Raw genomic sequence first — 26,396 nt, forward strand, 5'->3', positions numbered from 1 at the left:
GTAACTACCAGATGGACAGTAGCCATTTGCGAGGTTTCCAGCGTTCTGTGACCAGACACGAATTTGATAGAATGTGCGACGCATTCTCTGCCAGCCGCTTAACGGCTTCAGCTCCAAATCGACGCTCGATGGCCCGCTCTCCTTCACTTATGGCAAATGTCCTTTTGCACGTATCATGTGCATCTGATGAAATGAAATGAAACCCGTTTTCTTTGCAAAAATGAAAACACCACTGCCGAACTTTCCGTCCGAAAAGCCCAGTGAAAGATTGAGCTGTGAGCTGACATAGTCCGCCTTGACTCAAGTAATCAGCCAACAACTTTGGCTTCTTCAAAATGACACGATTGCGTTCCGGATGAGCAATAATAGGGGTAATTCCCGCTATTCGTAATTCATGCAGTATCCTGGGGAACTGTGAGGGAATATGACCAAAGGGCAGTTCCAGCAACATGTAACGACTTCCGGCGAGTGTGCAGCACTTTCCTGCATATAAGTCTCCAATCAGGTTGTCATGCACCCTGATCTCCTGTCCGGGACGGATCTCCAGGCGAATGTTACGTTTGCGAAGTTCTGCATGGAGCAGGTTCACGGCCTGATTGACCACCATCGGTTCATTGTTGTATTGCCCGTTCAGGTGATGCGGAGTAGCAATAATGGAGGTAATTCCTGAGGCTGCCGCCTTCTCAGCCATCGCAACGGACTGCTCCATTCGAACAGGACCATCATCTAGGCCGGATAATATGTGGCAGTGCATTTCAACCATATCCAAACTTCCTGAAATAGTATGAGCCCCCTCGCCCCTTTATTCATTGCGCAAATGCTTTTGGTGTTAAAGAACTAATGCATAACGCTATGAAATATAGTAAAATGGCGTTAAGTACATGTTTTGTTCAGAAATTGTTAAGAATCGACTTGGAATTATATGGTGAAATCAATGTAATGATAGGGTTCCTGCAGAGCCTTTTGTTCTGTTGCCTTTTCATACTGAAAACGGGAAACCGCGGGAAACTGAACTTCAGTAAGCATTGTGTTTAACTGTCCAGTTATATATAGTTTCTGTTCGTGCTGAATATGCAAGTTTGAATGATACATTGTGAGCTCTCCGAAGGGCTGTTTCCATTGCAACCTTGCGTGAAGTCGTACACATACATGTTGATCTTCAACATCCAAACCAATGAGCATTTCTGATGATACCGGCAAGTTCAGGTCGCTCAGGAAGGTGATTGCTTGAGTGTCCATTCCAAGTAACAGAACAGGACGTCTTTTGCGGTCTACCATTTTCCCGTGAAACTCCTGAATGTACATATGGACATTTAATTTCATATCAGCCCATTCCTGAATTATTGAATACATGGTTTCATTCCTTTAGAATGGATTAGCCTACATGGACTGCCTCTACTTCCTTCTCACAGGTATATGGTCCAGGCAACCAGGAGATACTTAAAATATCCCAAATGATACATTTTGTAACTCCATACGTCCAATTTACGATACAATACGTATCATGTCAAGCGGTATTTGGACATGGTTCTTTTGATTTACGACAATTTGAGATGTCCTTAGACAGACCTATTTACAAATGGAAATGGGTTAAAGGAAACACATGAGGAGTTACTCTTTTGCAGGAAAGCTGCCCTGATCAAACACTTGGCTCAGGATTGTTTCAATATATATTTGATGTCGTTCAGGGGGAAATAGCTTATGAGCTACGGAAATCGCATTGCAGAATTACGGGAACAGCGGGGACTTACTCAAGAAGAACTTGCGAGCTCCATTCATATTACAAGAGCTGCTCTCTCCCACTACGAGAAGAATCGACGTAAACCGGATTTCGAAGTGTTAACGAGACTTGCTGACATCTTTGAGGTGTCTATCGATTATCTTATAGGACGTACAAAGCAAAGCGATGTTGTGATGGATGAAGACGTACGTGAATTCGTGGATACCTTGGAGTTATCGGACAAAGAAGTGTTAGAACGCTTCGATCTGATGATTGATGGGAAGTCTTTAACAGAAGAAGAGGCACGTCGTTTTATTGCGTTTGTCCGAATGGAACGCAGCATGGACTAAACCCGAAAAGAGGACCCAGTTCCCGAGAGATAACCTCTCTGGCTTCTGGGCTTTTTTTGTGTCTTAATTCCCTTTCATTCCATGCTTGTCTATTGTGTCAAGGACGCTTGTTGTTGACGGAGGATACGAAATGGTTCCAACGCTCCGGGTCGATTCCGCATTGCAGTAACACCTTCATGATGTCCATCTGGGTTGCTTCGACTTGTTTACCTGTCGGCCTACGATCGTCCCTGTTTGGATGCTTCATATTCATTCCGCTAACCTCTCTTATCTTTATACTTTCCCTGCCCTCCAAAACTAGCCTTATTATACTTGAGAAAGTTCCTCGATGTTGTCGTCTCATGGCGATAACGTTTTTTGATGGGGTTCTAATTTTGTCGAAAGCAAAATAGGAGCAATATGGTGCCGGAATGGCAACCATATTGCTCCTATTATTCTTAATACAACCTGTTCATGCACTTACACCTTGGAACAAGGAAGTTATTAACCTCCAGCACGTGCAAGTTCACGCATATTCGCTTCAAACGCTGCAAGCAGCGCTGCTTCTCCAGTCAAACCTGTTGCCTGAATCCGTTCGATCTGTTCTGTCATACGTTTGAAGTCTTTCGGAATAACCCGAACGAACTGATTCAGCGCATCTTGCCAGTTATCCAGAACGCGCTGACCGACAGCACTTCCTGTGTTGGCAACATGACGTTGAATCATGCCTCGCAGATCTGCACTTTCGGCCACATCTTCGATACGTTCCAAAAGAACCATTTCCAGATTACAACGTTTCAGGAATGTGCCTTCCGGATCATACACATAGGCAATACCTCCGGACATCCCTGCTGCAAAGTTACGACCTGTATCGCCCAGTACAACGACACGTCCACCTGTCATATACTCACAACCATGGTCGCCTACACCTTCAACGACTACTTTGGCGCCCGAGTTACGTACAGCAAATCGCTCACCCGCAATACCACGGATATACGCTTCGCCGCTTGTTGCTCCGTAGAGAGCCGTGTTACCGATAATGATGTTATCTTCCGCCTCAAACGTTGCTTTCGGAGAAGGCATCACGATCAGTTTACCTCCGGACAATCCTTTACCTACGTAGTCATTGGAATCACCTTCAACGGTCAAGGTCATACCTTTAGGTACAAAGGCCCCAAAGCTTTGTCCGGCAGAGCCGACAAATTTGAATTTAACCGTATCTTCCGGCAATCCTGCGAGTCCATATTTGCGTGTGATCTCACTACCCAAAATGGTACCTACTGCACGGTTAACGTTTGTAATTGGAAGCACCGCTTCAACCGGTTGCCCGGATTCAATAGCAGACTGTGCCAGTGGCAGCAATTGTTGCATATCCAGCGTTTCTTCCAATTGGTGATTCTGATGCTGTGTGCGGTAACGTGCAGAGCCTTCCGGCATTTCAGGCACGTGCAGCAATACAGACAGATCCACACCTTTTTTCTTCCAGTGATCTACGGCTTCTACCGTTTCGAGGCAATCTGTACGTCCGACCATCTCCTGAATAGTACGGAAACCAAGATCAGCCATGATCTCACGCACATCTTCAGCAACAAATCGCATGAAGTTAACCACATGAGCTGGATCACCCATATAATTTTTACGCAATTCCGGATTCTGTGTCGCTACACCAACCGGACAGGTATCCATCTGACAAACACGCATCATGATACAGCCAAGTGCTACGAGCGGTGCTGTAGAGAATCCATACTCTTCTGCTCCAAGCAAGGCAGCAATCGCCAGGTCACGGCCGTTAAGCATTTTGCCATCTGTTTCGAGGACAACACGGTCACGCAGATTGTTCAACATCAACGTTTGATGTGTCTCTGCAAGACCCAGTTCCCAAGGCATACCTGCGTGGCGAATCGAACCTTGTGGTGATGCACCTGTACCTCCGTCATAACCGCTGACAAGGATAATATCGGCACGGCCTTTGGCTACACCAGCTGCGATGGTACCCACGCCCACTTCCGATACAAGCTTCACGTTAATCTCAGCACGCGGATTGGCATTTTTCAAGTCATAGATCAACTCTGCCAGATCTTCGATCGAGTAGATATCGTGATGCGGTGGTGGCGAGATCAGACCTACACCCGGTGTTGATCCACGAACTTCAGCAACCCAAGGATACACTTTACGTCCTGGTAGCTGTCCGCCTTCACCTGGTTTAGCTCCCTGTGCCATTTTAATCTGAATCTCATCGGCATTAACCAAATAGTTGGATGTAACACCAAAACGTCCGGATGCTACCTGTTTAATCGCACTGCGACGGGAATCCCCGTTGCTATCTTTAATGAAGCGAGCCGGATCTTCCCCACCTTCACCGGTATTGGATTTACCTCCAACACGGTTCATAGCGATGGCAAGATCTTCATGCGCTTCTTTACTGATCGAACCGAAGGACATTGCACCTGTTTTGAAACGACGCATGATATCTTCTACGGATTCAACTTCTTCGAGTGGAATGGAAGCTCCCACCGGTTTCAGCTTCAGCATGGAGCGAATGGTCAACAATTGATCATTCTCACCTTGCACGAGCTTGGAATATTTTTTATACAGCTTGTAATCCCCAGTGCGTACTGCATGTTGCAGGGTATGAATGGTTTGCGGATTGAACAGATGCTCTTCTCCGTCGTTACGCCATTGATAATCCCCACCGGAATCCAATACTTTATCGTTACCGTCTTTTTCCGTAAAGGCCCGGTTATGATGTGTCAACGCTTCGGCTGCCACTTCTTCCAACCCAATTCCACCGATACGGGAAGGTGTCCAGGTAAAGTAACGGTCAACGAAGTCTGATTTCAGTCCTACCGCTTCGAAGATTTGAGCTCCACGATACGATTGAATCGTAGAAATCCCCATTTTGGACAACACTTTAGTAACGCCCTTGGTAGCTGCTTTAATGTAGTTTTTCACTGCTTTCTCATGCGAGATACCACGCAGCAATCCTTGCTGAATCATGTCATCCAGCGTTTCAAAGGCCAGATAAGGGTTCACTGCACTTACACCGTAACCCAGCAGCAACGCGTAGTGGTGAATATCACGCGGTTCTGCCGATTCGAGCATAATGCTGACTTTGGTTCTGGTTCCCTGGCGAATCAGATGGTGATGCAGACCTGCTACAGCAAGCAATGCAGGAATGGCAGCATTCTCTGCGTCCACACCGCGGTCAGACAGGATCAGAATGTTATGACCTTTGTCGATGACACGATCTGCAGCTTCGAAGAGCAAATCCATCGCTTTGCGAAGTCCTTCTGCCCCTTCCGCAGCGGTGAAGAAGATTGGAATCGTCATGGAGCGGAAGCCTGGGCGACGCACATGGCGAATCTTCGCAAAGTCTTCATTAGACAATACCGGTGTATCCAGACGGATCTGGCGACAACTCTCCGGTTCAGGGTTCAGCAAGTTGCGCTCAGGACCAATGGTTGTTGCCGTAGACGTTACAATCTCTTCACGGATTGCATCGATTGGCGGGTTGGTTACCTGGGCGAACATCTGTTTAAAGTAGTTGTACAGACGCTGTGGACGATCGGACAGCACAGCCAGCGGTGCATCATAACCCATCGAACCCGTAGCTTCCATACCTGTTGTTGCCATCGGCTCCAGGATTTTACGCAGTTCTTCAAATGTATAACCATAAGCGAGCTGAAGCTGGGTCACGTTATCATGTTTTGGATCAGGAAGTTCCGGTGCGTCCGGCAACTCGCTCAGATCCATCAAATGCTCATCAAGCCAATCCTGATACGGATTCTCGGCTGCAATGATTGCTTTTACTTCCTCATCCGCGATGATGCGGCCCTCTTGTGTATCCACAAGCAACATCCGACCTGGACGCAGACGATCTTTGTACAGGATCTCTTCCGGCGCAATATCAAGTACCCCAACTTCGGAGGACAGGATAATACGGTCATCCTTGGTTACATAATAACGAGCTGGACGCAATCCATTACGGTCAAGTGTTGCACCAATTTGCAAACCATCTGTAAAGGCCATTGCTGCTGGTCCATCCCAAGGTTCCATCATCGTGCTGTGATACTCATAAAATGCCTTTTTGGCAGGGTCCATTCCCTCATCCGTGCTCCAAGGTTCAGGAACCATCATCATCGCCACGTGTGGCAGGGAACGACCACTCAGATACAGGAACTCCAGCGTGTTATCAAACATGGCTGTATCCGAACCGTCCGGATTGATAACCGGTTTTACTTTCGCGATGTCGTTACCAAACAACTCGCTCTCGAACAAGGATTGCCGTGCATGCATCCAGTTCACGTTACCACGCATCGTATTGATCTCACCGTTGTGGATCATGAAGCGATACGGGTGGGCACGTTCCCAGCTGGGGAAGGTGTTGGTACTGAAACGGGAATGCACAAGTCCAATGGCCGATTCCACGAGTTCTTCCTGCAGATCCAGATAGAACCCGCCAACTTGTTCAGTTGTCAGCATGCCTTTATATACAATTTTGCGGCAAGACATGCTCGGAAGGTAGAACGAACCACCTTCTGCTTCATCTGCCGAATAACGAATAGCCAGCTCAGCGCGTCTGCGAATAACATACAGCTTACGCTCGAATCCAAGCTCATCCTTCACATCTGCGGATCTTCCAATGAACACCTGACGTACATAAGGTTTTGCTGCAAGCGCAGAACGGCCAAGCATTTCATCAAAAGTAGGAACATCCCGGAAACCCAGGAACGTCTGACCTTCTTCTTCAATAATCTTCTTAAGGCTCTCTTCATGCGCACTGCGAATGGCAGGGTCCTGGGAAAGGAACAACATCCCTACGCCATAGAATCCCTGTTCAGGCAATGCAAAACCAAGGCGTTTCGCTTCCTCTGCAAAAAAGCGATGTGGAATCTGAATCAGGATACCTGCTCCGTCACCGGAATTCGGCTCACTTCCCTGTCCTCCACGGTGTTCCATGTTACTAAGCATGGTCAGTGCCTGACTAACGATATCGTGTGAAGGTACTCCTTTGATGTTGGCAACAAAACCCATTCCGCATGCGTCTTTTTCGAACTGCGGGTCATACAGACCCTGTTTTGGAGGTAATCCGATGTGTCTCATGGAACGCAACCTTTCTATAATGAAGTATTTCGGAAAGATCAAGAACATAGGCAACAGGCAACAATGAAACGGGAGGAGCTGGCCTTTCGCTTGCGATAGAGCCTGCTAGATAGAAGAGGTGACAGCATGAGACTGTCAAAATAATGCCTGCTATTGGGCAGAAGCCATTAAATGAGATGAGCTGATCCGGACGATCCGGCAAACAGCCTGTATAAATCAACACGCAGCCGCTGGCACGGCTACTGAAATGGAGCGACGTTTTTTTGATATAGTTCTATTATTTTAACACCGACCTAACATCAGCGCAATTTAAACTTTTTAATACCTCTGATAAGAAATGTTTTGCAGTACAGCTTTACAGTAGTGACGTTTAAATTCATCTCTTTTTCGAATAATTATACACTTTTTAAGCCAGAGTACAACTGAATTAAATTGCTGACAGAAGAAAATCGTTCCATGTGCCGCCTACGTTTATCCATAATTCCACCAAATTTTCACTGCTTAAGCCAGCGAAACTTTACTTCTCTATGCATTTGTATACAAAATAGCCTATAACCCCTTTTTGGGGTCACAGGCTATTTGCACTATTTGACTACTATATTGCATAATTTCACTACAAGAAAATAAAGTTTTTTTTCAAAAATATGACCCTGCTGAAGATCAGGTTCGACTTATGCCGTCACAACTTGACCAGAATCAGCCTGTTCGACTTCTTTTTTCGGACGTCTGCCATTCCAGAGGAAGTAAGCAAGCGTCAGCAGAATGGATACACCTGCATAGATGCTAAGAATACCTGCCTGATGCCACATCACATCCAGATTACCACTCGATACTACGGCTTTGAAGCCCATAATACTGTGTGTCATTGGCAACCAAGGGCTAAATGTCTGAAGCCATGATGGAATCAGTTCTACCGGGAAGGTTCCTGCACTAGCCGCAAGCTGGAAGACCAGAAGCAGAATGACAACATAACGTCCAGGCAGATCCAGCCAGGTTACAAGTGCCTGAACAATCAACATGAAGGTCAGCCCCGTAATAATGGTAAACAGATAGAACAGCCCTACGCTGTGCGTCTCCAGTCCAAGACCATATAACATGAAACTTGCCACGATAACTGATTGGAAAATACTTACGGACCCAAATACCAGTGTCCGGCTGACAAAACGATTCCAGCCTGTTGCACCAGGTACGGACGTTTCCCGCATTTTCAATACAATCGTGGAAATCAACGATCCCACAAACAGACCGATCGACAGGAAGAACGGTGTCAATCCTGTACCATAATTGCTCACGTTCTCTGCTGTATTCTCCGAGGAGTTTACCGGTTCAGCGAACATGTTCACTACATCATCCGTTTTCTTAACTTCGGATGTTTTCTGTGCGGCATCATTCAGCTTGGTTTCCAATTCACTCGAGCCATCTTTTAGCTCAGTAAGGCCGTCAGCCAGTTTGCCCGCGCCATCACCCAATTGCTTGGAACCATCGGTTAGTGAACTAACGCCACCACTGAGTTTACCTACACCCGTTTGCAAAGCTGTTGTTCCTGAGCCCAGCTGCTTGGCACCATCTGCAAGCAATGTACCACCACTTGCAGCATCACCCAATTTGCCGCTGAACTGCTTCAGACCATCGGAGAGTTTCGCTCCTCCTTGACTAAGCTGCCCTGCACCAGCCAGCAATTGTTTCTGACCATCCACCAGCTGGTTCGCACCAGCAAGAAGTTGCTCCTGACCTCCATGAAGCTCGGTTGCACCCGCAGCCAGTTGCTGGTTGCCCTGATGCAGCTGATCTGCACCTTGTGCCAGCTTCTGCTCGCTCTCATTCAATTGTGCACTGCCGTCAGCAACAGCCTCACTTGCCGCAAGCAGCTTCTGTACATCCGCATTTTCAGCCAGTTCGGGGTTTGATGCAGCAAGCTGTTTCAATCCGGCGGCTACGCCCTGTGCACCATCAGCAACCTTGGAACTGCCATCTACAGCCGATTGCAGGCCCGTTGCCAGTCTACCGCTGCCCTGAACGGCACTTTGCAGACCATCCGACAGCTTCGCACTGCCCTGTTCTGATGATTTCAGACCAGCCTGCAACTTACTTGTGCCATCCAGTGAAGACTGAAGTCCGGTTTCCAACTTGGCGCTGCCATCCTTCAACTGATCTGCTCCGCTCTGAAGCTGGCTCGAAGCGGCTGCCTGAAGCTGTTGCAGACCGGATACAAGATTTGATGTTCCACTTTCAAGCTTGGTTGCCCCTGTGTGCAACGCGTTAACACCATCACTTAATGGAGAAAGTCCTTCCTGAAGTTCAAGCGTTCCGGATGCAAGCTTCGCCAGGTTATCCTTGAGCTTAACAGCACCATCATCCAGTTTGCCTGCACCGGTATTCAGTTCACCCGCCCCATCGCCTGCCTCAGCCAAGCCATCCGATACTTCGGAGAACTTGTCGAGCAATGTCTCTGCATAGGATTCCGTTACTTTGGCTGAGACTTTTGCTTTCAGGTCCTTAATAGCGGTCTTACCGATCTGTGCACCAACAAAACTGTAATTGCCATTCGGTTCATAGATCAGATCAGCCGGCTCCGGCTTGTCATCCAGCAATGTTGTTGCCTGAGATGAGAAGTTCTCCGGAATCGTAATTTGCATATAATATTTGTCATTACTCATGCCTTCTTTGGCTTGACTGGCACTGACAAAGTCCCATTTAAAATCGCCATTTTTCTTCAGCTCATCCACCAGATCACTACCTACATGGAGGGATTTGCCCTCCAGCTCAGCACCTTTATCCAGATTGACAACGGCAACCGGCATCTCATCCACATGACCATACGGGTCCCAATAGGCCGCCAGATAGATGCCACTATACAGGATCGGTATAAACATAATTGCAATAACAGGGATCAACACCTTCGGGTTTCTCACGGCCGATCCCACATCCTTGAAAAACACGGATAAAGATTTCATGTCATTTTCTCCCCTTAATCTCTCTGCTCCATGAGCAGGAATAACCATAATGAAATACAATGTCGCATTCCAGAAAACATACTGAAATACGAAGTGACCACTTTCCTCAAACGGTCACTTCAGGACAAAAAAACAACCTGTCTTCCGACAAGCCTCCCTGCTTGATACACGTGAAAATCCTTATATTATAGTAGATTAAATTCGGATTACGTTACAGCAGCAATTCCTTCCATTAAGAAAAGGCGAAAGTAAGTCTTGATTTCCTCTTTGCTCAGCGGTTGATGTTGTTTGCTCCAGTCTGAGGTGAGTGCAATATACAGGCGAATCATCATAAATGCGACGACTTGCGGATCACAATCTCGAATCTCTCCATTGTCTTTTGCTTTCTCAAGCTCCTTAGCCAGAAAGTCGGAGATTACTTTCTCCACCTTGTCCAAACCTTCCTTGGCCTGCAGCGTTCCAAAGTCCTTCAGCTCCTGAGATAACTTAACGAGCAGATCGTGATCACGACGAAACTCCAACAAGGCATCCAGTACCCGAAACAGATTATCGAAAAATGCACTTTCCTGATGTACTTCACGATGTGCGATGTTTTTCATTTCCTGAATCACTTCTACCAGGATCTGATCAAACAATTGTTCCTTATTGGTGAAAAACGTATAGATCGTTCCTTTGCCAACGTTCGCAATCTTGGCGACCTGATCCATCGTCGTTGCTTTGTATCCAAACATGGCAAACGACTGGGCTGCTGCATGAATAACCTGCTGTCTCCTGTCAATCGGAGCCATCTAATCCCTCCTTTAATCACATTCATTGTTCAATCGCTCTACATAAATGACCAAAAATACAATTCAGTCATTCGGTCAAAAACTACAATACCACCTTCGAAAACAGATTGCAACCCTAACATTTTAAAAATTGTGTTAATATTTTTTAACCTAAATGCAGTGGAAACTCCTTCTTTCGTCGTCTATAGTGTAAGATGACTCAGATAATACGTGTATATAATGAAGTTTAGGTTGTCTCATTGTAAGATATATGGTGTAAATATTCATAGAAGAAACATGATTTTGCGCTTCAATGTATATTCATGTAGTAACGCATTCCATAGCTAGAATAAACAATGAATATCTTCATTTTGAATTAAAACTTATGAATAAAGGTGAACTCATGCGAAAACCAAGAGTGCTCTTATTATCGGAAGGTTTCGGTACCGGTCACACTCAGGCCGCTCATGCGCTGGCACATGGCATCAAAAAAGTCAGTCCACATGTTCACAGTCGTGTCATTGAACTAGGCAAATTTTTGAACCCAACGGTAGCTCCACTAATTTTCTCTGCATATCGAAAGACACTATCGGTTCAACCCAAACTGGTCAGCCTGTTGTACCGCACACAGTACAATAAATCATTAAATGGTTTTACCAAGCTGGCGTTGCACCGAATTTTCTATACACAGACGGCACAGGTCGTATCCCAACTGAAACCCGATGCGGTGATCTGTACCCATCCTTTTCCGAATGCTGTCATCTCCCGGCTTAAACGCCAGGGTCTGAATATCCCGCTCTATACGGTTGTGACGGATTATGACGTGCACGGAACATGGATTAATCCGGAAGTGAACAAATATCTGGTCTCTACCCCTCAGGTCAAAGCATTGCTTGAGATCCGGGGTGTTGATCCCTCCCATATTCAGATCACGGGAATCCCTGTGCATCCAGACTTCTGGGAAGCAGGAGATAAGGTGAAGCTACGGGAAGAGATGGGGCTTCAGAACATGCCTACAGCGCTACTTATGGGTGGTGGATGGGGACTTTCGTTTGATGAGGATCATATGAAAGCTCTCACGTCTTGGGCAGATCGTGTTCAATTGGTCTTCTGTCTAGGAAGCAATGAAAAAATGATCGCAAAAATGAAGGAAATGCCTTGCTTCCAGCATCCGAATATTCGTATTCTGGGATATACACGGGAAGTAAGTAAACTGATGGATGTATCCGATGTGCTGATTACGAAGCCAGGCGGCATGACATGCACTGAAGCGCTGGCCAAGGGTCTACCGATGTTGTTTATCCCTCCGATTGCAGGTCAAGAGGAAGAGAACTGTGAATACTTTGTACAAGCCGGATACGGCCAGGTCATTCACTCTGCCGACGTGATCACCAATCGTTTCAGACAACTAGTGGAGCAGGCATCTACTCAAACTGAAAGCCCGCTGAACGTAGCGCATCATTCAGGTAACCATTCGGTCTATGATCCGAAGTGCTGTGCTCAAGCTGTTCATGACTTATTGTTTCCGACTACAGCCGAAGTCACAACAACCTCCTTGGAGCGCTTCACAGCCGGAATTACTGCCACGTCCTTGTCAGGTACCAGAATACCATTCTGATGCCTCTACGGACCTATAGAACAGCTCTCACGAGGTGTTATTGGGGGCAAGACAATTGCTCACGATATACAAAGAAGGTTCCCTTCCGAATTTTTGGAAGGGAACCTTCTTTTATTTTCACTAATTCCACCGTATGATTTGGCAGAAAAAAGGGTAATTTAGAGTATAACGATATTTTTAAATAACGAAATAAAACTACGATTCAGGCTTTTTCAAGGGCCGTGTGAAGCACACACAGTTAACTACCCTGCCTGTTTGCAGAATTTACGGGTCGATTACTTGTAAAAAGTATGATGACCGATCGTTTTTACTTTTTTCTGCGAGCGGGCAACTGTCAGATCGTCAGCAAGCGTCAATGATAAGAAATAATACGTATCATCGGCAACTTCCTTCTTCCCATTCAACGCAGCATTCACTGCTTTGATGCTGTCCTCGTTGGGAACCACACGTTTCATACGTCCGTTCGCTACAGGACTAAACTGGGATTTCTGATAGATGACCTTGTAAATGGTATCGGGAAAATTGGCTGACCGTAGCCGGTTTAAGACAACATTGGCAACTGCCACTTTGCCTTCGTACGGTTCACCTTCCGCTTCTGCCATGACAATTTTTTGCAGCAGATGCAGTTCTTTATCGGACACACTGTATGACCAGGTTGCAAGTTTCGAGTCTTCCTGGTTCAGAAGTTTGGTCCGTGTAAAGTATAGTTTTTGGGGGGGAGTTGTTACAGCAGCGACTTCTTTGGCACGTTTCACTTTGGCCAATTTCAGTGCAGCTTCTTTTTTTGCTTTGGCCGCAGCTACCGCTCTAGCTTTGTTCTTGGCCTTGGCTTCTTGCAGTTCCTGCTCTTCTTGAGCAGTCGTAAGCCAGTTCTTCGCTGGCAGAGATTCAGTCCACGCTACGGTTTGGGCAGACAGATTAGAGGACAGACTTGTCCCATCTTCCATCATGCGCCTCTCTTCTTGCGTAGATGTTTGGTTATTTTGCACAGAAGCCGTAAGTTCGGTCATCTGTTTACTATCACTAGCTTCATTCCACTTCCCCGTCGCCTGAACGACATTTACCCCCACTATACATACAAGCAGCACTGATAACATCGGTGCTACCCAACGATTTTTGCTTATAATGTTCATTCGAAGATTCCTCCTGTCGAAACAATTCCCTTAACTAAGTAACCCAAAAAAAAGAATTTGAATAACGATGGCTAATATTACATAGGGATAAACGTTATGTCAATGTGATTTTATGGCATAAAAATGATTATCAGGAAAAAGTGAACGTATCCACGACCTCATACATTGGCAATTGTCCCAGCCTTGTCACATAAAGTACAATGTCCTCCACCATCCATGAATTAACACCTGTGGAATGTTCCGGAAGCACTCCAGATATCCCTTTATTTTCATTACCTGGAAGCTGTCCCAGATATTTTCTGGCAATGGTAATGTGGGGAGCATAAGGTCTTAATTCAGCTTCATACCCCAGGGGCGAAGTCGCCTGCACGATTTGTTTTTGCAATGAAAACAAGTGCTCTATCTCTCCGCTAACACCTTTCCAAAGCACCTTAGGTGCTTCTTCAAGTCCAAATGTACCCCAGTCGGAAAGCTGAAGTTCAAACGGCTGAAATCCGCTTGCTGCTGAGCGCAATGCTTTTCGCAGGTGCCCGATGTCACTAACTAATGTATCCCCCAGAAATTGCAAGGTTATATGATAATCTCTATGATCTGTCCATTTACGAAAATCTAGCTTGTTCTGTACAAGCCTCGCATCCATCTGAAGAGACTGCTGAACAGCAACAGGAAGACGAATGGCTACAAACAATCTTTCCCGTCGGGATGAATGATCCTGATGTGATTGGTTATTCATTGCATACACCTCTCTAAAGTTCGCTCTATTATTTCATAACTATACATATCGTTTCAAGTTGGGTAAGTATAGAGTGACACAAATATAACCATTTGCAAATAAGGCTAGATTCCTGCATTTCCCACCTTAATGCACATCCAACACCAAATCTGATACACTTTAATTATCAAACTCATCAAACTATTTATCTCAGGAGGACCACACATTATGGGTAAAATTGTATGTTTTCCATCTCTATCCGAAGAACAGCAACAACGCATTCAGAATGCTGCAGCGGGATACACCCTGAAATTCGGAAAAGCCAAGGAATTGGACCCCGCTGAGTTGAAAGAAGCTGAGATTATTCTCGGCTGGTCCCCACTCGTCACAGAACATGCATTGAAACAGGACAGCCTGTTGAAGTGGGTTCAGGTCTGGTCTGCTGGTGTGGACAATCTCCCCTTCGCAGATTTGCAACAAAAGAACGTTCAGGTCACCAGTGCAAATGGAGTTCACGCGATTCCAATCACCGAAATTATTCTGGGCATGATGTTATCCCACAGTCGCTGGCTGAGACAAGCTATGCTGCATCAACAGCAGTCCGAATGGAAAGCTCCTGCCAAACCACTGCCGGAACTGCATGGCAAAACAGCGGTCATCGTTGGTGTAGGTGAGATTGGTACGGAAACAGCCCGTATTCTCAAAGCACTCGGCATGCACACAATCGGAGTTCGTCGCTCAGGTAAGGATGTCCCCAATGTGGACCAAATGTACGACATGACCGGTTTACATGAAGCCTTGAACCAGGGCGATTATGTAATTAACATTTTACCGCTAACTGATGAAACCAAACATATATATGATCAAACTGCATTTGAGCAGTTCCGATCCGGTGCCTGCTTCGTCAATGTCGGCCGTGGCCCCAGTGTGAAAACGGAAGCCTTGCTGAATGCACTCCAAAACGGCCAAGTTGCCTTCGCCGCACTGGACGTGTTCGAAGAAGAACCTCTTCCGGCAGACCACCCGCTATGGGGCATGGACAACGTGTTAATTACGCCTCATATCGCAGGAAGTACAGAGCAATACGCGGATCGAGCAGTCGATATTTTCGTCAAAAATCTGGAAGCTTACGTCGCTGGCGATACCCTGCCGATGAACCTTGTGGATTATAGTCATAAATATTAACACAAACACCCGTTCCCATGCAATATTGTGCAAATCAGATCAACGATATCAATGGATATGTACGCAATAAAAAACGCTACCTCTGGGAAATCTAAATTCCCTTAGAGGTAGCGTTTTTGTTTTTTTACGCTTACATACACAGCCAAATGTGACGTATAAACGTGCCTTTGTGTACTGTTCTGTACTCTTTTACAGTCCATCCCGCTTCCAACAAGTGCTCTTCTACCCACTCTGTGGAAACAATCACTGCCCGTTTTGCCAAACTGCGCAAACTCTCCAGCATGGCTCGTTGCTCAGCATCCGGAAGTACAGAGCAGAGATTATAGGGCATGTCCAGAATTGCCGCATCATACAAATCTTGCAGTTCATTCATATCCCCCAGTGTGATTCGATCTGAATCATATCCATAATGCGGCAGATTGATTCGCGCACCTCGGACAGCCAGAGGATTGAGATCGTTACCTTTTGCATCAATTCCCATGGATAAAGCCTCAATCACAACCGTTCCCATACCACAGCATGGATCAAGAAATCGATGATTTTCTACTCTCGGAACAGCAATATTAACCAGCGCTCTCGCAAGCGTGATGCCAAATCCAGTTGAGTAATTTTGCGGCTTCTGCCGATGAATCTGCCATGATCGATCCGCTTCTGTCCACTGGCCCAAGATCCATTTTTCTCCTGTTCGGATTAGGCCGAAAGTCACCTTAGGTTGTTTCATCTGTGCCTTGCCCTTAATGCACATGCCGATTTCTTTTTCCAGTTGACGAGACTGTGCATAATCAGGGGTATGAACCCCTTCTTTCAGACAAATCACCTTAAATGTCTCTTCTGGAAACAGCTGGATCTCTTTGGCAAGAGGAAGCAGATCAGTCACGCTGCCCCCTTCGCCGATCACGTCCAGTCTGCCATGGATAAAAGGACTGCGTCCAGGTGGAATACATCGTTCAGACCACACATACGACCCCATATCCATACGGATCTCCGAACTCGGTTCAAGCAGCGTAGTCAACTCCAGCATGCATAATTCTTGCTCGTTCTCGTGGCAAGCAAAGGTGTAGAGGTGTTTCCCAGAAGTAGCGTACATACCAGGTGTCTCATCAGGCAAAATTCCCCTCTCCTTCCTTCATTAATCATGTTTCTTCTATATAAATAGTAAGCTCATTGAAGACATATCAAATACGACTCATACGTTTGCTTTCAGGTAGTCATTGTATACAATGTTAGGCCCCTAGACAACTATCCATTTCCTTGCACGTATCTATTTGGAAGAAAAAAAATAAGGTGTTCCCATGTTGAGGAACGCCTTACTTTATTTTGAGATTATAACACTGGAAATCTAATCGTTCTTGCCAGTAAACGTTATAGGCCAACAGCTCATATATCATACTGATTTCTCACCATTAGCCGCCTGCGTGATTCCAGCTTCTTCTATTATAAGAGCAAGGTTATATTTTTAATTTTTCAATGGATGTAAGCAAATCTTCGGATAATTCTTTCAGACTTTGAATGTTGCCGCTAATCGTTTCCATAGAACTTACTTGCTCTTCCGCCGATGCAGAAACTTCTTCCACACTCGCTGCCGATTGTTCCGAAACAGCGGAAATTTGCTGACTGAAATCATTCATTCGTCCGCTTGCTTCCTGCATGCCTGCGAGACCATCTGTCATAGTGCCGATGACACCAACCATGCCTTCCACCGATTCATTAATTGTACGGAAGAGTTGACCTGAAGTAAGCACATGTTCCTGACCCAGTTCGGTCTCCTGAACGTTCGTACGTAATTCCGCAACCACCCCTTGTGACTCCTGCTGAATATCCTCGGTAATCGCCGTGATCTCTTCAACCGAAGTCTGCACAGCCTCAGATAACTTCCTCACTTCTGATGCCACTACGGCGAATCCGCGTCCACTCTCTCCCGCACGCGCTGCCTCAATGGAGGCATTTAATGCCAGCAGATTGGTTTGGCGTGCAATGTCATGAATGACTTGAACCAGCTTGGAAATATCTTCATTTTTACGATTCAACCGTTCCATTTTGTCCATGGAAGCCGAGACCGAGCCGGAAATCTGTTGCATCTGCTGCACCGACTGTTCCATCACCTTGCGACCATTCAGCCCTTGTTCCAGTACACGATCCGACATGACGCGCAACTGGTTGCCTTGTTCCGTATGACTCTGAATGTGATCATTCAACACTTCAACCGTACGAGCTGATTCCACGGCTGTCTCTGCCTGGCTCTCTGCGGCCTTGGCTGACTCTTCCATGGTCACAGCAATCTGGCGACTACCAATCTTAACCTCTTCTGAGGATATTGCCAGTTCCCCACTTTGTAGATTAACAGCTTCCGCGATTCTTCTGACGCTCAGAACCATGGAAGTCAGGTTACCTTTCATGTCATTCACCGCTTTGGCCAGAACACCAACTTCATCCTCATGTTTGGTATGTATGTCCTGAACATTCAATTGGCCTTCTGCAATCAGTTTCACCGCACTAATGACACGTAGCAGTGGTTTCACGACCTGTGAACGAATAATCGGAATGCTGATCGCTGTAATGGCAATCATGACAAGAACACCGATAATGATGATTAATCTACCATCCTGTACCGATCTGATCGTTTGGGCCGCCGCAAGATTGGACTGTTCCTGATTGTATTCCACGAGATAATCAAGATCGACTTGCATGGTGTCAAAGGAATCAGCACCTTTATCAGCTACTTCCTTCGCCAGCTGTGTCTGACCCTCATCACTCAGCTTGATCGATTGCGTATTAATCTTGAGATACGCTTCCCATTTGTTCTTGAACGCATTCCAGTGTTCGAGCTCTTCCGCAGACTTCTCCTGCTGATCATAGATTTTAATCGCCTGCGTCGTTTCACGAATATACTTGGTACGCTCTTCTGACAAAAATGCCTTGTCTGTTTCTTCCGCGTCAAAGTGACGATAACTTAGTGACAGGACATGTTCTGTGGTATAATTTAACCGGTTAATTTGCTGGATTGATGGCATCCAATTGTTCGTAATTTCGTTAGTGTTGGTTTCAATTGAATTCATCCGGGTGACAATCGTGACACTCAAAATAATTAAACAGAGGATTAACAAGTAGAACGCGATGCTGATACGCAGACCGATACTCTTGATCTTAAATCTGCTGAACATATGATTTCCCCCTTGACCTCTTCGGTCATCCCGAATTCAGGTGCTTATGTCATTGTTTTCCCTTCTTTTGACCTCTTGTCAAAAGAACTTCTCTATATTATATCGATAGGAAAATAGACGTAAAGTATTATAACATTATTTTGTCATTAAGATGCTTGGTTTTGTAAAAGATTGTTGAATCTTGACAAAGTCCAAACCGAAGAGCTGCAGCATACGGTAAAGTCCCGATCTGCAGCTCTTCGGTTTGTTCGGATTTCAACGGCTAACATCATAAAGTGATCAGCCTAGTTCAGTATTGCTGTCTTATGCTCAGCCAGCAATCGATATGAATCCAACCTGCGCTCATAATCTGGTCCTGCCGTAACCAGAAGCAACCTCTCCGTATCCAGCCTGCGACTCACCTGTTGCAATCGAGCCCATACCTGCTCAGGTGTACCTGCATAGTGTCGTACCGATTCATTTTGATCACTAACGGCTTCATCATTCGTATTAGAGACCGCGGTACCACTTGAATTCGGCTCAGTTGAATTTTCTTTCCCATTCAGCTTGCGCCTCTCCGCCATGTCACGACTCCAGTCCAAAGCATCCGTCTCTGACTCGGCACACAATACGCTCACTGCCACCATAACCTCAGGCTCCTTCATCGTTGCACTAGGCATAAATCCTTCTCGGTATCGCCTTACAGCCTCTTTACCATCGGCATCACTCATGAATTGACCAAAGACATATCCCATGCCAAACCGTGCCGCAAATTCTGCACTCTTCACGTTAGTTCCCAACATCCAGAGTGATAACGGGAGCTCGGGAATCGGACGAGCTGTCACGGAATGATCCTCGTACTTGTAACGGTCTTCGAGCAGTTCTGTGAGTGCTGCGAGTGATTCAGGCAGCTTGGACACATGCTGCAAGTAATTGCCACTGAGTGCCATCGTGGCATGAGGTCCACCGCCAGGAGCACGTCCGAGCCCAAGCTCAATGCGCCCCGGATAGAGCGCAGCCAGCAGGCGGAACGACTCCGCAACCTTGAGCGGGCTATAATGCGGCAACAAGACCGCACCAGAGCCAAGTTGGATCGTTGTTGTCCTTGCTCCGATGTGCGATAACAGTACTTCAGGAGAGGCCGATGCCAGTTCAGCCATATCATGATGCTCTGACGTCCAGTATCGGGCGTATCCCCAAGCCTCGGCATGTTGCGCAAGTGTCACCGATTGTTGAAGCGCCTGTTCCGCTGTGGCATCGTCTAACCTTGGAACAAGGTCAAGTACGCCCAGACTGAACGTCTCACTCATTCGCTTAGCCATGCGTCTCATCTCCCTTTATATCGGTTAATTTTAATCCAAATCGTAGATCGAACCCACCTTCAGACCGTAGAGTTCATTATATATTTTCTCGGCAAATGCATCCGTCATTCCTGCGATATAATCGATCACCATGTGTTCCCAAGTCCAGATCGGCTGAGCTTTGGCTTGATCCTTCTCATACCGCTGCAGCCAGTCGGATGGAATAATGGATTTGGACGTTTCCGGATCGAGGAATGCATCCCATAATCGCTTAATCATCCACTCACTGCGCTTCTGTAGTCGCTGCACACGCAGGTCACGAATCATGGTTACCCAGGCAAAACTTTTGAGCACACTCACCGTACGCAGCATATCGAGGTCTTCAGCCCCTTCACGGACAAAGGTTACCTTCTTCCAGTCGCCGTCGTCAATAACGCCAAGACTGCCTACAAAAAAGCTCACCCAGTAGGCTTTCACCTCACGGCGGGTACGCGAGTAATCATGCTCGCAGAACGGCATCTTTTCATTCCAGATGCGCAGGAACGAAGCGAGGACCTCTTCTACCTTTTGCCCAATCGCTTCTCGGGTCCATCCGTTCCAGAACAGATCCTCCAGCGTTGTAATTTTATCCACAATCAGTCGATTCACATGCGGATCTTGCAGGAAATGCTCATGTACTTCAATTTTTCCTGCTTTGATGCCATCCTCCAGGTCATGTGAGGAGTACGCAATATCGTCGCAGAGGTCCATTAACTGTGCTTCCAGCGTCTTCTTGCCTGCCGGCACGTTCCAGCGATCACGGATCTCCCGAATATATTGCCACTCATGATGATACATGCCTTTTTTGCTCTCTGTCCCAGGGTACGGATATTTGTTGATTCCTAGTAACACCGCATCAGACAGATTCAGTCCGTCGATATCTTCACGTTTCTCCAAGTGCATAATGAGACGGAAGTTGTGCGCATTGCCTTCAAAATGCTCGTATTTCCGTTTTAACTCGGCACGTACTTCAGACTCGACCTTGGGAACTTTGGCGCTGCGGCTTTTTTTCATGATTTTCTTAGCCTCGTTGTTGATGAGGTCATCCAGAATACCATCCAATACTTCTTCACCTTTATGTCCAAAAGGCGGGTGACCGAAGTCATGTGCGATTGCAGCGCACTCCACCACTTCTGAATCAATAATAAGGCCGGGATTGTCCGCGCGGTCCCAGTCTACCTCGGGAAAACGGCGAATCAGACTTCGGGCAGCCTCTCGTGCAATCTGTGCCACCTCTAGGGAATGGGTCAAGCGAGTACGATAATAATCACCCGTTCCTGCGCCAAACACCTGCGATTTGCCCTGTAACCGACGGAAGGTCGGTGAATGAATGAGTCTCGAATAGTCCCGTTCATACGCTGCACGAGATCCATCCAATTTGGTTAATTCAGGATATTGTCTATGTTCTCTCAGATCGTTCCATTGCATGGGGATCACTCCTAGCCGACTGTCTCTATTTTGAGTGATTATACACAACATCTGTGGTTTCGAAAAGTAAAACCTGTCTGCGATTGTCATCTCTTCTTACATCAACTTGTAATGAACAGTCATCTTCTCTTATTATACCCTGCCAGACTATCATCCGTGCATCTAAATGACAATGATTCATATTGAACTCACACTATCGTGACTTATGACAAAAAAAATGCCTTATACAGTTTGCGTGGCCGTTCCGGTTACGGATCGTTCTTATGATCGCTGTTGTCTCCAGGTTTTCTGAATTCCCTTTATTAAGGGAAAAACCCGGAGACAAAGGCGAACGCTTCGCTTCTTCAGAATCGATTCCGTCCCCTTCACTACTTCTTGCTGTTTTCACACCAAATCTAAATGACATCACATTCCCTATAAAGGGGGAATTCTTCAAAACTTTGAAAAGCTAAAGAATTTCATTACGATGTTCATCCATCGCTGCAATGATAGTCTGTCTCCCCCGCCCCCTGCCCGTTGTGGGTAAAAACAAAAAAACCGACAGGACTGAAACGCCCTGTCGGGGTGGATATCGTAAATTAAAAGGTATTTTATAGTTTCCAGGCTATATAAGCTCTGAGCCTTTCACCCGGAAACCGCATGGAACATTCCATCACTTTGATTCAGTGCATCGTCCTTACATCACTGCGATATCGCGGAAGTTTACACCATAACCTTACAGATATCGTTGGTGAATTCTACTGGATCTTGAATTGGCAATCCTTCGATTAACAATGCTTGGTGGTACAGGAGGCTAGTGTAGAGGTTCAGCTTTTCCTGATCCTGTGCGAAAGCGTCTTTCAACGATTTGAAGACATCGTGATTCACGTTGATTTCAAGTACTTTGTCGGCTTGTACGTTTTCGCTGTTCGGCATAGCTTTCAGGATTTTCTCCATTTCAATCGTCAGCTCACCTTCAGTGGACAAACATACCGGGTGGCTTCTGAGACGTTTGGAAGCTTTAACCGCTTTGACTTTACCCGCCAATTGAGCTTGCATCGCTTCAAACAGCTCTTTGTTGTCGTTGTCCTGAGCGTCCGTTTCTTCTTTGTCTGCGCTATCTTCGATGCCCAGGTCACCACTGGAGATGGATTTGAATTCTTTCTCCTTGTAGTTCGTGATCATCTTGATTGCAAACTCGTCGATGTCATCGGTAAAGTACAATACTTCGTACCCTTTCTCAAGAACACCCTCGATCTGTGGCAGCTTCTCAATACGGCTAATGGACTCACCAGATGCATAGTAGATGTACTTCTGATCTTCCGGCATTCTGGAGACGTATTCGTCCAGGCTCACGAGTTTGCTCTCTTTGGAAGACGTGAACAACAGCAGATCCTGCAATGTATCCTTGTTCACACCATAATCGCTGTATACGCCATATTTCAACTGACGTCCAAACGCTTGGTAGAACTTCTCGTAGTTCTCACGCTCGTCCTTCAATAGGCTTTGCAGTTGACTCTTGATTTTGTTCTTAATGTTCTTCGCGATCAGGCTAAGCTGACGGTCATGTTGCAACATCTCACGGGAGATGTTCAGGGACAGATCTTCGGAATCCACCATACCTTTGACAAATCCAAAGTAATCTGGCAACAGATCCCCGCATTTATCCATGATCAATACACCGTTGGAGTATAGCTCAAGGCCTTTTTCATACTCTTTGGTATAGTAGTCAAACGGTGTGTTCTCCGGAATGAACAGGATTGCATTGTATACCACAGCGCCATCTGCGCTAATATGCAAGTGTTTAAGCGGTTTGTCAAAACCGTAGCGTTTTTCCATATAGAAGTTCGTGTAGTCTTCTTCGGTCAGTTCGCTTTTATTTTTACGCCAGATCGGCACCATGCTGTTCACGGTTTGTTCTTCTTGGTATTCCTCGAACTCGTTCTCCGTGCCCTCTTTCGGACGTTGACCCGTTACATCCATCTTGATCGGGTAGCGAATGAAATCGGAGTATTTCTTGATGATGGATCTCAGGCGGTACTCTTCCAAAAATTCGTCATACGAATCTTCTTCGGTATTTTCTTTGATCGTCAGGACGATCTCTGTACCTACGGAGTCTTTCTCAGCTGGTGTGATCGTGTAACCATCCGCGCCTTCGGACTCCCATTTCCAAGCCTCGTCGCTGCCCAGCGTTTTACTCGTTACGGCCAGCTTGTCCGCCACCATAAATGCCGAGTAGAAACCTACCCCGAATTGTCCAATGATGTTGTGGCCGTCTTTAGCCTCATTTTCCTTCTTGAACGCCAGGGAACCACTCTTCGCGATAACCCCCAGATTATTCTCTAGCTCTTCCTGCGTCATACCAATACCGGTATCTGTCAGTGTGAGCGTGCGGTTTTCTTTGTCAATCGTAAGCTTGATGAAGTAGTCCTCTTTGTTGAAAACGAGCGAATCGTCCGTAAGTGCTCTGTAATAAATTTTATCAATGGCGTCACTGGAGTTGGAGATCAATTCTCTCAAAAAGATTTCTCTTTGGGTGTAAATGGAGTTGATCATCATATCCAGCAAACGTTTGGATTCTGCCTGGAATTCTTTTTTAGCCATGAGTGGTTGGACTCCTTTCAAATTGGGATATCGAATGATTTGATTGAAAATAGAAAGTAACTGAGATAATCCTGCGGCCATTAGTAGACTCAAAAACCTTTGATCGCTCTAGTCCACAGATATTGTGATTCACTCTAATGGCTCATTATAAAAAATAAGTGCACGACGTTCTGCAATGCAGCCGTTCCGGTTACGAATCGTTTTTCGGATCGCTGTTATCCCCGTATTTCTTTGATTCCCTTTTTTAAATGGGAGAAATCCGGTGATAAAGGCGAACGCTCTGCTTCCTCCAAATCGATTTCGTCCCCTGCACTCCTTTTGCATCTGATCAGCGACTGATTTTTTAGGATAAAGGACATCAATGAAGTGATATCTCTTAAACGTGGAATCTTGCTTCAAGTCTGTTGCATACCTTGGCTTCGCATGTTCTACTCAGGTTCAATATCTATTTCCCAAAACAGAATCATTCCATATGTAATCGTGTATTAAAAACATCATTTGTTAGCACTCTGATGGTCGGAGTGCTAAACCCTTCCTTTTATATAACATATGGGAAAATTGGGTGTCAATACGTAGGCGGTTATTTTAACTAAAAGATCGAATAACTCTTTAACTTTTGCACATCACCAATCATTTTACCGTAATCCCTCAGGTAAAACAAAAGCCGCCTCGAACCAAAGTTCGAACCGGCGTAATGAAAGATTGTAATGTGTCTGTTGATATAGTAGATAGCGTTAAAACATATTTCATCTAATGTACCTTGGAGTATCTTCGAGCTTACTGTGTTGAGACTGATGTATGTTGTATGGGTACTTTGGTAGGTATGTTGGTATCTTGGTATTGTGGTTGCTTGAATGTCTTGAGCAGCATGACAGTCACGCGCTAACGAATCTCAGAGGCGTTAATTGGCCTTTTTGGGATAGCTTCATAATCTAACGAATCGTAATCGCGCTATTTCTCGACTTTAGCCAACCTTTTGAGACTTTTGGCAGGTTTTTCACAAAATAGCGCGTGTGAGGTTCGTTAGACTGGGAAATTGGCTGGAAATCGTAAAATAAGGGCTCCCGGGTTCTTTAGAGTTGAAGCAAATGTTGGCGTTACAGCTACAACTAGGCTTGCGATAAAAATTAGTGCTTACGGTTAGTGTTAACGTTGCCTTTGGCACGCATGCTGCGTTACAGAAAAAGTTAGGCTTGCAGAGTTAGGGTTCCAATCAAAATTGCAGTTTGAGTTCGAGCTTGGGTTACAAGTTACGGTTAGGTTACGGTTAGGTTACGGTTAGGTCACGGTCACGGTTAGAGTTAGAGTTAGATAATTCTACTTTTTGACCATTTTCGGATCAAGGGTATCACGCAGGCCATCGCCCATTAGGTTGAAGCCGAGAACGGTCAACATAATGGAAACGCCGGGGAAGATCAGTGTCCACGGTGCTTTTTGTATAAACTGACGGGAGTCTGACAGCATTTTACCCCATTCCGGGTCGGGTGGTTGTGCACCCATGCCTAGAAATCCGAGTGCAGCAGCTTCGATGATCGCCGTCCCAATTCCGAGTGTACCTTGCACGATCAGTGGAGTAAGGCTGTTGGGCAAGATGTGGCGAAACAAGATTCGCCCGTTGCCCGCTCCGAGTGTCCGTGCCGACGTAATGAATTCCTCCTGCCTCAAGCTGAGTACCCGTGAACGCACCAACCTTCCATAGGTCGGGATATTCACGATGGCGATAGCGAGTAGTGCATTTTGCAAAGACGGGCCCAATATCGCCACAATGGCGATGGCCAGCAAAATCCCCGGAAATGCGAGCAAAATATCAAATAGACGCGAGATGAGCATGTCCGCCCATTTCCCATAAAATCCGGCAATCAGCCCCAGCAGCGTACCCGCAATAATGGAACCAATGACGGAGAAAAAGCCCACCCACAAGGAAATACGCGCCCCATGCAGCACTCTGGAAAACACGTCACGCCCCAGATCATCAGTACCAAACCAATGCTCTGCCGAAGGGGCCTGAAGCCGATCCACCAGCACCTGTTCCTTGTAATCGTAAGGTGCGATATATGGCGCGAGGAAGGCCAACAGGATAAAAAATACGATAATAATCAGACCTGCAAGCGCAAGCCGATTTTTCCGAAACGTTCTCCACGCTTCCCGCCATGGACCGGATGTGCTCGCCGACGCAGCGTCAATGGATGGTCCGGTATTGGTCGATAATTTGGCCATACGGCGTCTCCTTTCCTGGATATGAATATAACAAAAGATCAACAAATTCTATTACACTCAAGCACTACGATTGCAGTACCATCTTCTGATCGCTGTTATCCCCAGATTTTATTGATCCACCTATTTAAAGGTGAAAATCCAGTGATACATGCGCAGCCTATGCTTCC

General features: G+C 46.2%; 17 protein-coding genes. 3 read left to right on the forward strand and 14 right to left on the reverse strand.

What is annotated here, in order from left to right; translation table 11 throughout:
- Positions 1 to 4: 4 nt before the first annotated feature.
- Both C170_RS15580 and C170_RS15585 read right to left on the reverse strand, forming a co-directional pair.
- The gene (locus C170_RS15580) at positions 5 to 763 is read right to left on the reverse strand and encodes a tyrosine-protein phosphatase (RefSeq protein WP_036611338.1); all 759 of its coding nucleotides are present in this window, start codon (positions 761 to 763) and stop codon (positions 5 to 7) included.
- 155 nt (positions 764 to 918) lie between these two features.
- Positions 919 to 1,323: a hypothetical protein gene (locus C170_RS15585; protein WP_127551237.1), complete on the reverse strand. Its 405-nt coding sequence runs from the start codon at positions 1,321 to 1,323 to the stop codon at positions 919 to 921.
- 378 nt (positions 1,324 to 1,701) lie between these two features.
- Between C170_RS15585 and C170_RS15590 the strand changes: the two genes are divergently transcribed.
- Entirely contained in the window at positions 1,702 to 2,070 is a 369-nt protein-coding gene (locus tag C170_RS15590) for a helix-turn-helix domain-containing protein (protein WP_017690127.1), read from the forward strand.
- Between the two features lie 97 nt (positions 2,071 to 2,167).
- Here C170_RS15590 and C170_RS30795 read toward each other — a convergent pair whose 3' ends face one another.
- From C170_RS30795 to C170_RS15610, 4 genes are all read right to left on the reverse strand, one after another.
- The gene (locus tag C170_RS30795) at positions 2,168 to 2,323 is read right to left on the reverse strand and encodes a hypothetical protein (protein WP_017690128.1); all 156 of its coding nucleotides are present in this window, start codon (positions 2,321 to 2,323) and stop codon (positions 2,168 to 2,170) included.
- 230 nt (positions 2,324 to 2,553) lie between these two features.
- Positions 2,554 to 7,152, reverse strand: a complete 4,599-nt coding sequence (gene gltB / locus C170_RS15600) for a glutamate synthase large subunit (RefSeq protein WP_036611344.1) — start codon at positions 7,150 to 7,152, stop codon at positions 2,554 to 2,556.
- A gap of 671 nt (positions 7,153 to 7,823) precedes the next feature.
- The gene (locus C170_RS15605; RefSeq protein ID WP_036611346.1) at positions 7,824 to 10,106 is read right to left on the reverse strand and encodes a YhgE/Pip domain-containing protein; all 2,283 of its coding nucleotides are present in this window, start codon (positions 10,104 to 10,106) and stop codon (positions 7,824 to 7,826) included.
- A 206-nt stretch (positions 10,107 to 10,312) separates the two neighbouring features.
- Positions 10,313 to 10,894, reverse strand: a complete 582-nt coding sequence (locus tag C170_RS15610) for a TetR/AcrR family transcriptional regulator (protein ID WP_036611349.1) — start codon at positions 10,892 to 10,894, stop codon at positions 10,313 to 10,315.
- 382 nt (positions 10,895 to 11,276) lie between these two features.
- Here C170_RS15610 and C170_RS15615 point away from each other — a divergent pair, with 382 nt between their 5' ends.
- Positions 11,277 to 12,491 (forward strand): UDP-N-acetylglucosamine--LPS N-acetylglucosamine transferase, encoded by a 1,215-nt coding sequence (locus tag C170_RS15615; protein ID WP_036611351.1) that lies wholly within the window; start codon positions 11,277 to 11,279, stop codon positions 12,489 to 12,491.
- Positions 12,492 to 12,766: 275 nt separating this feature from the next.
- On the opposite strand, the gene C170_RS15620 is transcribed toward C170_RS15615, so the two are convergent.
- Together C170_RS15620 and thpR are read right to left on the reverse strand one after the other, a co-directional pair.
- On the reverse strand, positions 12,767 to 13,624 hold the full coding sequence (locus C170_RS15620; RefSeq protein ID WP_036611353.1) for a cell wall hydrolase: 858 nt from the start codon (positions 13,622 to 13,624) through the stop codon (positions 12,767 to 12,769).
- Positions 13,625 to 13,754: 130 nt separating this feature from the next.
- The gene (thpR, locus tag C170_RS15625) at positions 13,755 to 14,357 is read right to left on the reverse strand and encodes an RNA 2',3'-cyclic phosphodiesterase (protein ID WP_051447214.1); all 603 of its coding nucleotides are present in this window, start codon (positions 14,355 to 14,357) and stop codon (positions 13,755 to 13,757) included.
- 207 nt (positions 14,358 to 14,564) lie between these two features.
- Between thpR and C170_RS15630 the strand changes: the two genes are divergently transcribed.
- Positions 14,565 to 15,521 carry a D-2-hydroxyacid dehydrogenase gene (locus tag C170_RS15630; protein WP_036611355.1) on the forward strand — a complete coding sequence of 319 codons (957 nt, stop codon included), beginning with the start codon at positions 14,565 to 14,567 and terminating at the stop codon, positions 15,519 to 15,521.
- 130 nt (positions 15,522 to 15,651) lie between these two features.
- Here the strand turns inward: C170_RS15630 and C170_RS15635 are convergent, their stop codons facing one another.
- The 6 genes from C170_RS15635 to nikC form a co-directional block, all read right to left on the reverse strand.
- The gene (locus C170_RS15635; protein WP_235200776.1) at positions 15,652 to 16,629 is read right to left on the reverse strand and encodes a TRM11 family SAM-dependent methyltransferase; all 978 of its coding nucleotides are present in this window, start codon (positions 16,627 to 16,629) and stop codon (positions 15,652 to 15,654) included.
- Between the two features lie 340 nt (positions 16,630 to 16,969).
- Positions 16,970 to 18,682, reverse strand: coding sequence for a methyl-accepting chemotaxis protein (locus C170_RS15640; RefSeq protein ID WP_051447215.1), 1,713 nt, complete (start codon positions 18,680 to 18,682; stop codon positions 16,970 to 16,972).
- 284 nt (positions 18,683 to 18,966) lie between these two features.
- Positions 18,967 to 19,983: an MsnO8 family LLM class oxidoreductase gene (locus tag C170_RS15645; protein ID WP_155985080.1), complete on the reverse strand. Its 1,017-nt coding sequence runs from the start codon at positions 19,981 to 19,983 to the stop codon at positions 18,967 to 18,969.
- A 30-nt stretch (positions 19,984 to 20,013) separates the two neighbouring features.
- Complete coding sequence (locus tag C170_RS15650; RefSeq protein ID WP_036611357.1) at positions 20,014 to 21,429, reverse strand: deoxyguanosinetriphosphate triphosphohydrolase family protein; 1,416 nt, start codon at positions 21,427 to 21,429, stop codon at positions 20,014 to 20,016.
- A 702-nt stretch (positions 21,430 to 22,131) separates the two neighbouring features.
- On the reverse strand, positions 22,132 to 24,012 hold the full coding sequence (htpG, locus tag C170_RS15655) for a molecular chaperone HtpG (RefSeq protein WP_036611360.1): 1,881 nt from the start codon (positions 24,010 to 24,012) through the stop codon (positions 22,132 to 22,134).
- Between the two features lie 1,317 nt (positions 24,013 to 25,329).
- Complete coding sequence (gene nikC, locus C170_RS15660) at positions 25,330 to 26,229, reverse strand: nickel transporter permease (RefSeq protein WP_036611363.1); 900 nt, start codon at positions 26,227 to 26,229, stop codon at positions 25,330 to 25,332.
- Positions 26,230 to 26,396: the final 167 nt, after the last annotated feature.

The organism is Paenibacillus sp. FSL H7-689, assembly GCF_000517905.1.
Taxonomy (GTDB): Bacteria; Bacillota; Bacilli; order Paenibacillales; family Paenibacillaceae; genus Paenibacillus; species Paenibacillus amylolyticus.

Coding starts and splice junctions, on each gene's coding strand:
- C170_RS15580 (WP_036611338.1), bottom strand. CDS start 763: ATGGTTGAAATGCACTGCCACATATTATCCGGCCTAGATGATGGTCCT.
- C170_RS15585 (WP_127551237.1), bottom strand. CDS start 1,323: ATGAAATTAAATGTCCATATGTACATTCAGGAGTTTCACGGGAAAATG.
- C170_RS15590 (WP_017690127.1), top strand. CDS start 1,702: ATGAGCTACGGAAATCGCATTGCAGAATTACGGGAACAGCGGGGACTT.
- C170_RS30795 (WP_017690128.1), bottom strand. CDS start 2,323: ATGAATATGAAGCATCCAAACAGGGACGATCGTAGGCCGACAGGTAAA.
- gltB (WP_036611344.1), bottom strand. CDS start 7,152: ATGAGACACATCGGATTACCTCCAAAACAGGGTCTGTATGACCCGCAG.
- C170_RS15605 (WP_036611346.1), bottom strand. CDS start 10,106: ATGAAATCTTTATCCGTGTTTTTCAAGGATGTGGGATCGGCCGTGAGA.
- C170_RS15610 (WP_036611349.1), bottom strand. CDS start 10,894: ATGGCTCCGATTGACAGGAGACAGCAGGTTATTCATGCAGCAGCCCAG.
- C170_RS15615 (WP_036611351.1), top strand. CDS start 11,277: ATGCGAAAACCAAGAGTGCTCTTATTATCGGAAGGTTTCGGTACCGGT.
- C170_RS15620 (WP_036611353.1), bottom strand. CDS start 13,624: ATGAACATTATAAGCAAAAATCGTTGGGTAGCACCGATGTTATCAGTG.
- thpR (WP_051447214.1), bottom strand. CDS start 14,357: ATGAATAACCAATCACATCAGGATCATTCATCCCGACGGGAAAGATTG.
- C170_RS15630 (WP_036611355.1), top strand. CDS start 14,565: ATGGGTAAAATTGTATGTTTTCCATCTCTATCCGAAGAACAGCAACAA.
- C170_RS15640 (WP_051447215.1), bottom strand. CDS start 18,682: ATGTTCAGCAGATTTAAGATCAAGAGTATCGGTCTGCGTATCAGCATC.
- C170_RS15645 (WP_155985080.1), bottom strand. CDS start 19,983: ATGGCTAAGCGAATGAGTGAGACGTTCAGTCTGGGCGTACTTGACCTT.
- C170_RS15650 (WP_036611357.1), bottom strand. CDS start 21,429: ATGCAATGGAACGATCTGAGAGAACATAGACAATATCCTGAATTAACC.
- htpG (WP_036611360.1), bottom strand. CDS start 24,012: ATGGCTAAAAAAGAATTCCAGGCAGAATCCAAACGTTTGCTGGATATG.
- nikC (WP_036611363.1), bottom strand. CDS start 26,229: ATGGCCAAATTATCGACCAATACCGGACCATCCATTGACGCTGCGTCG.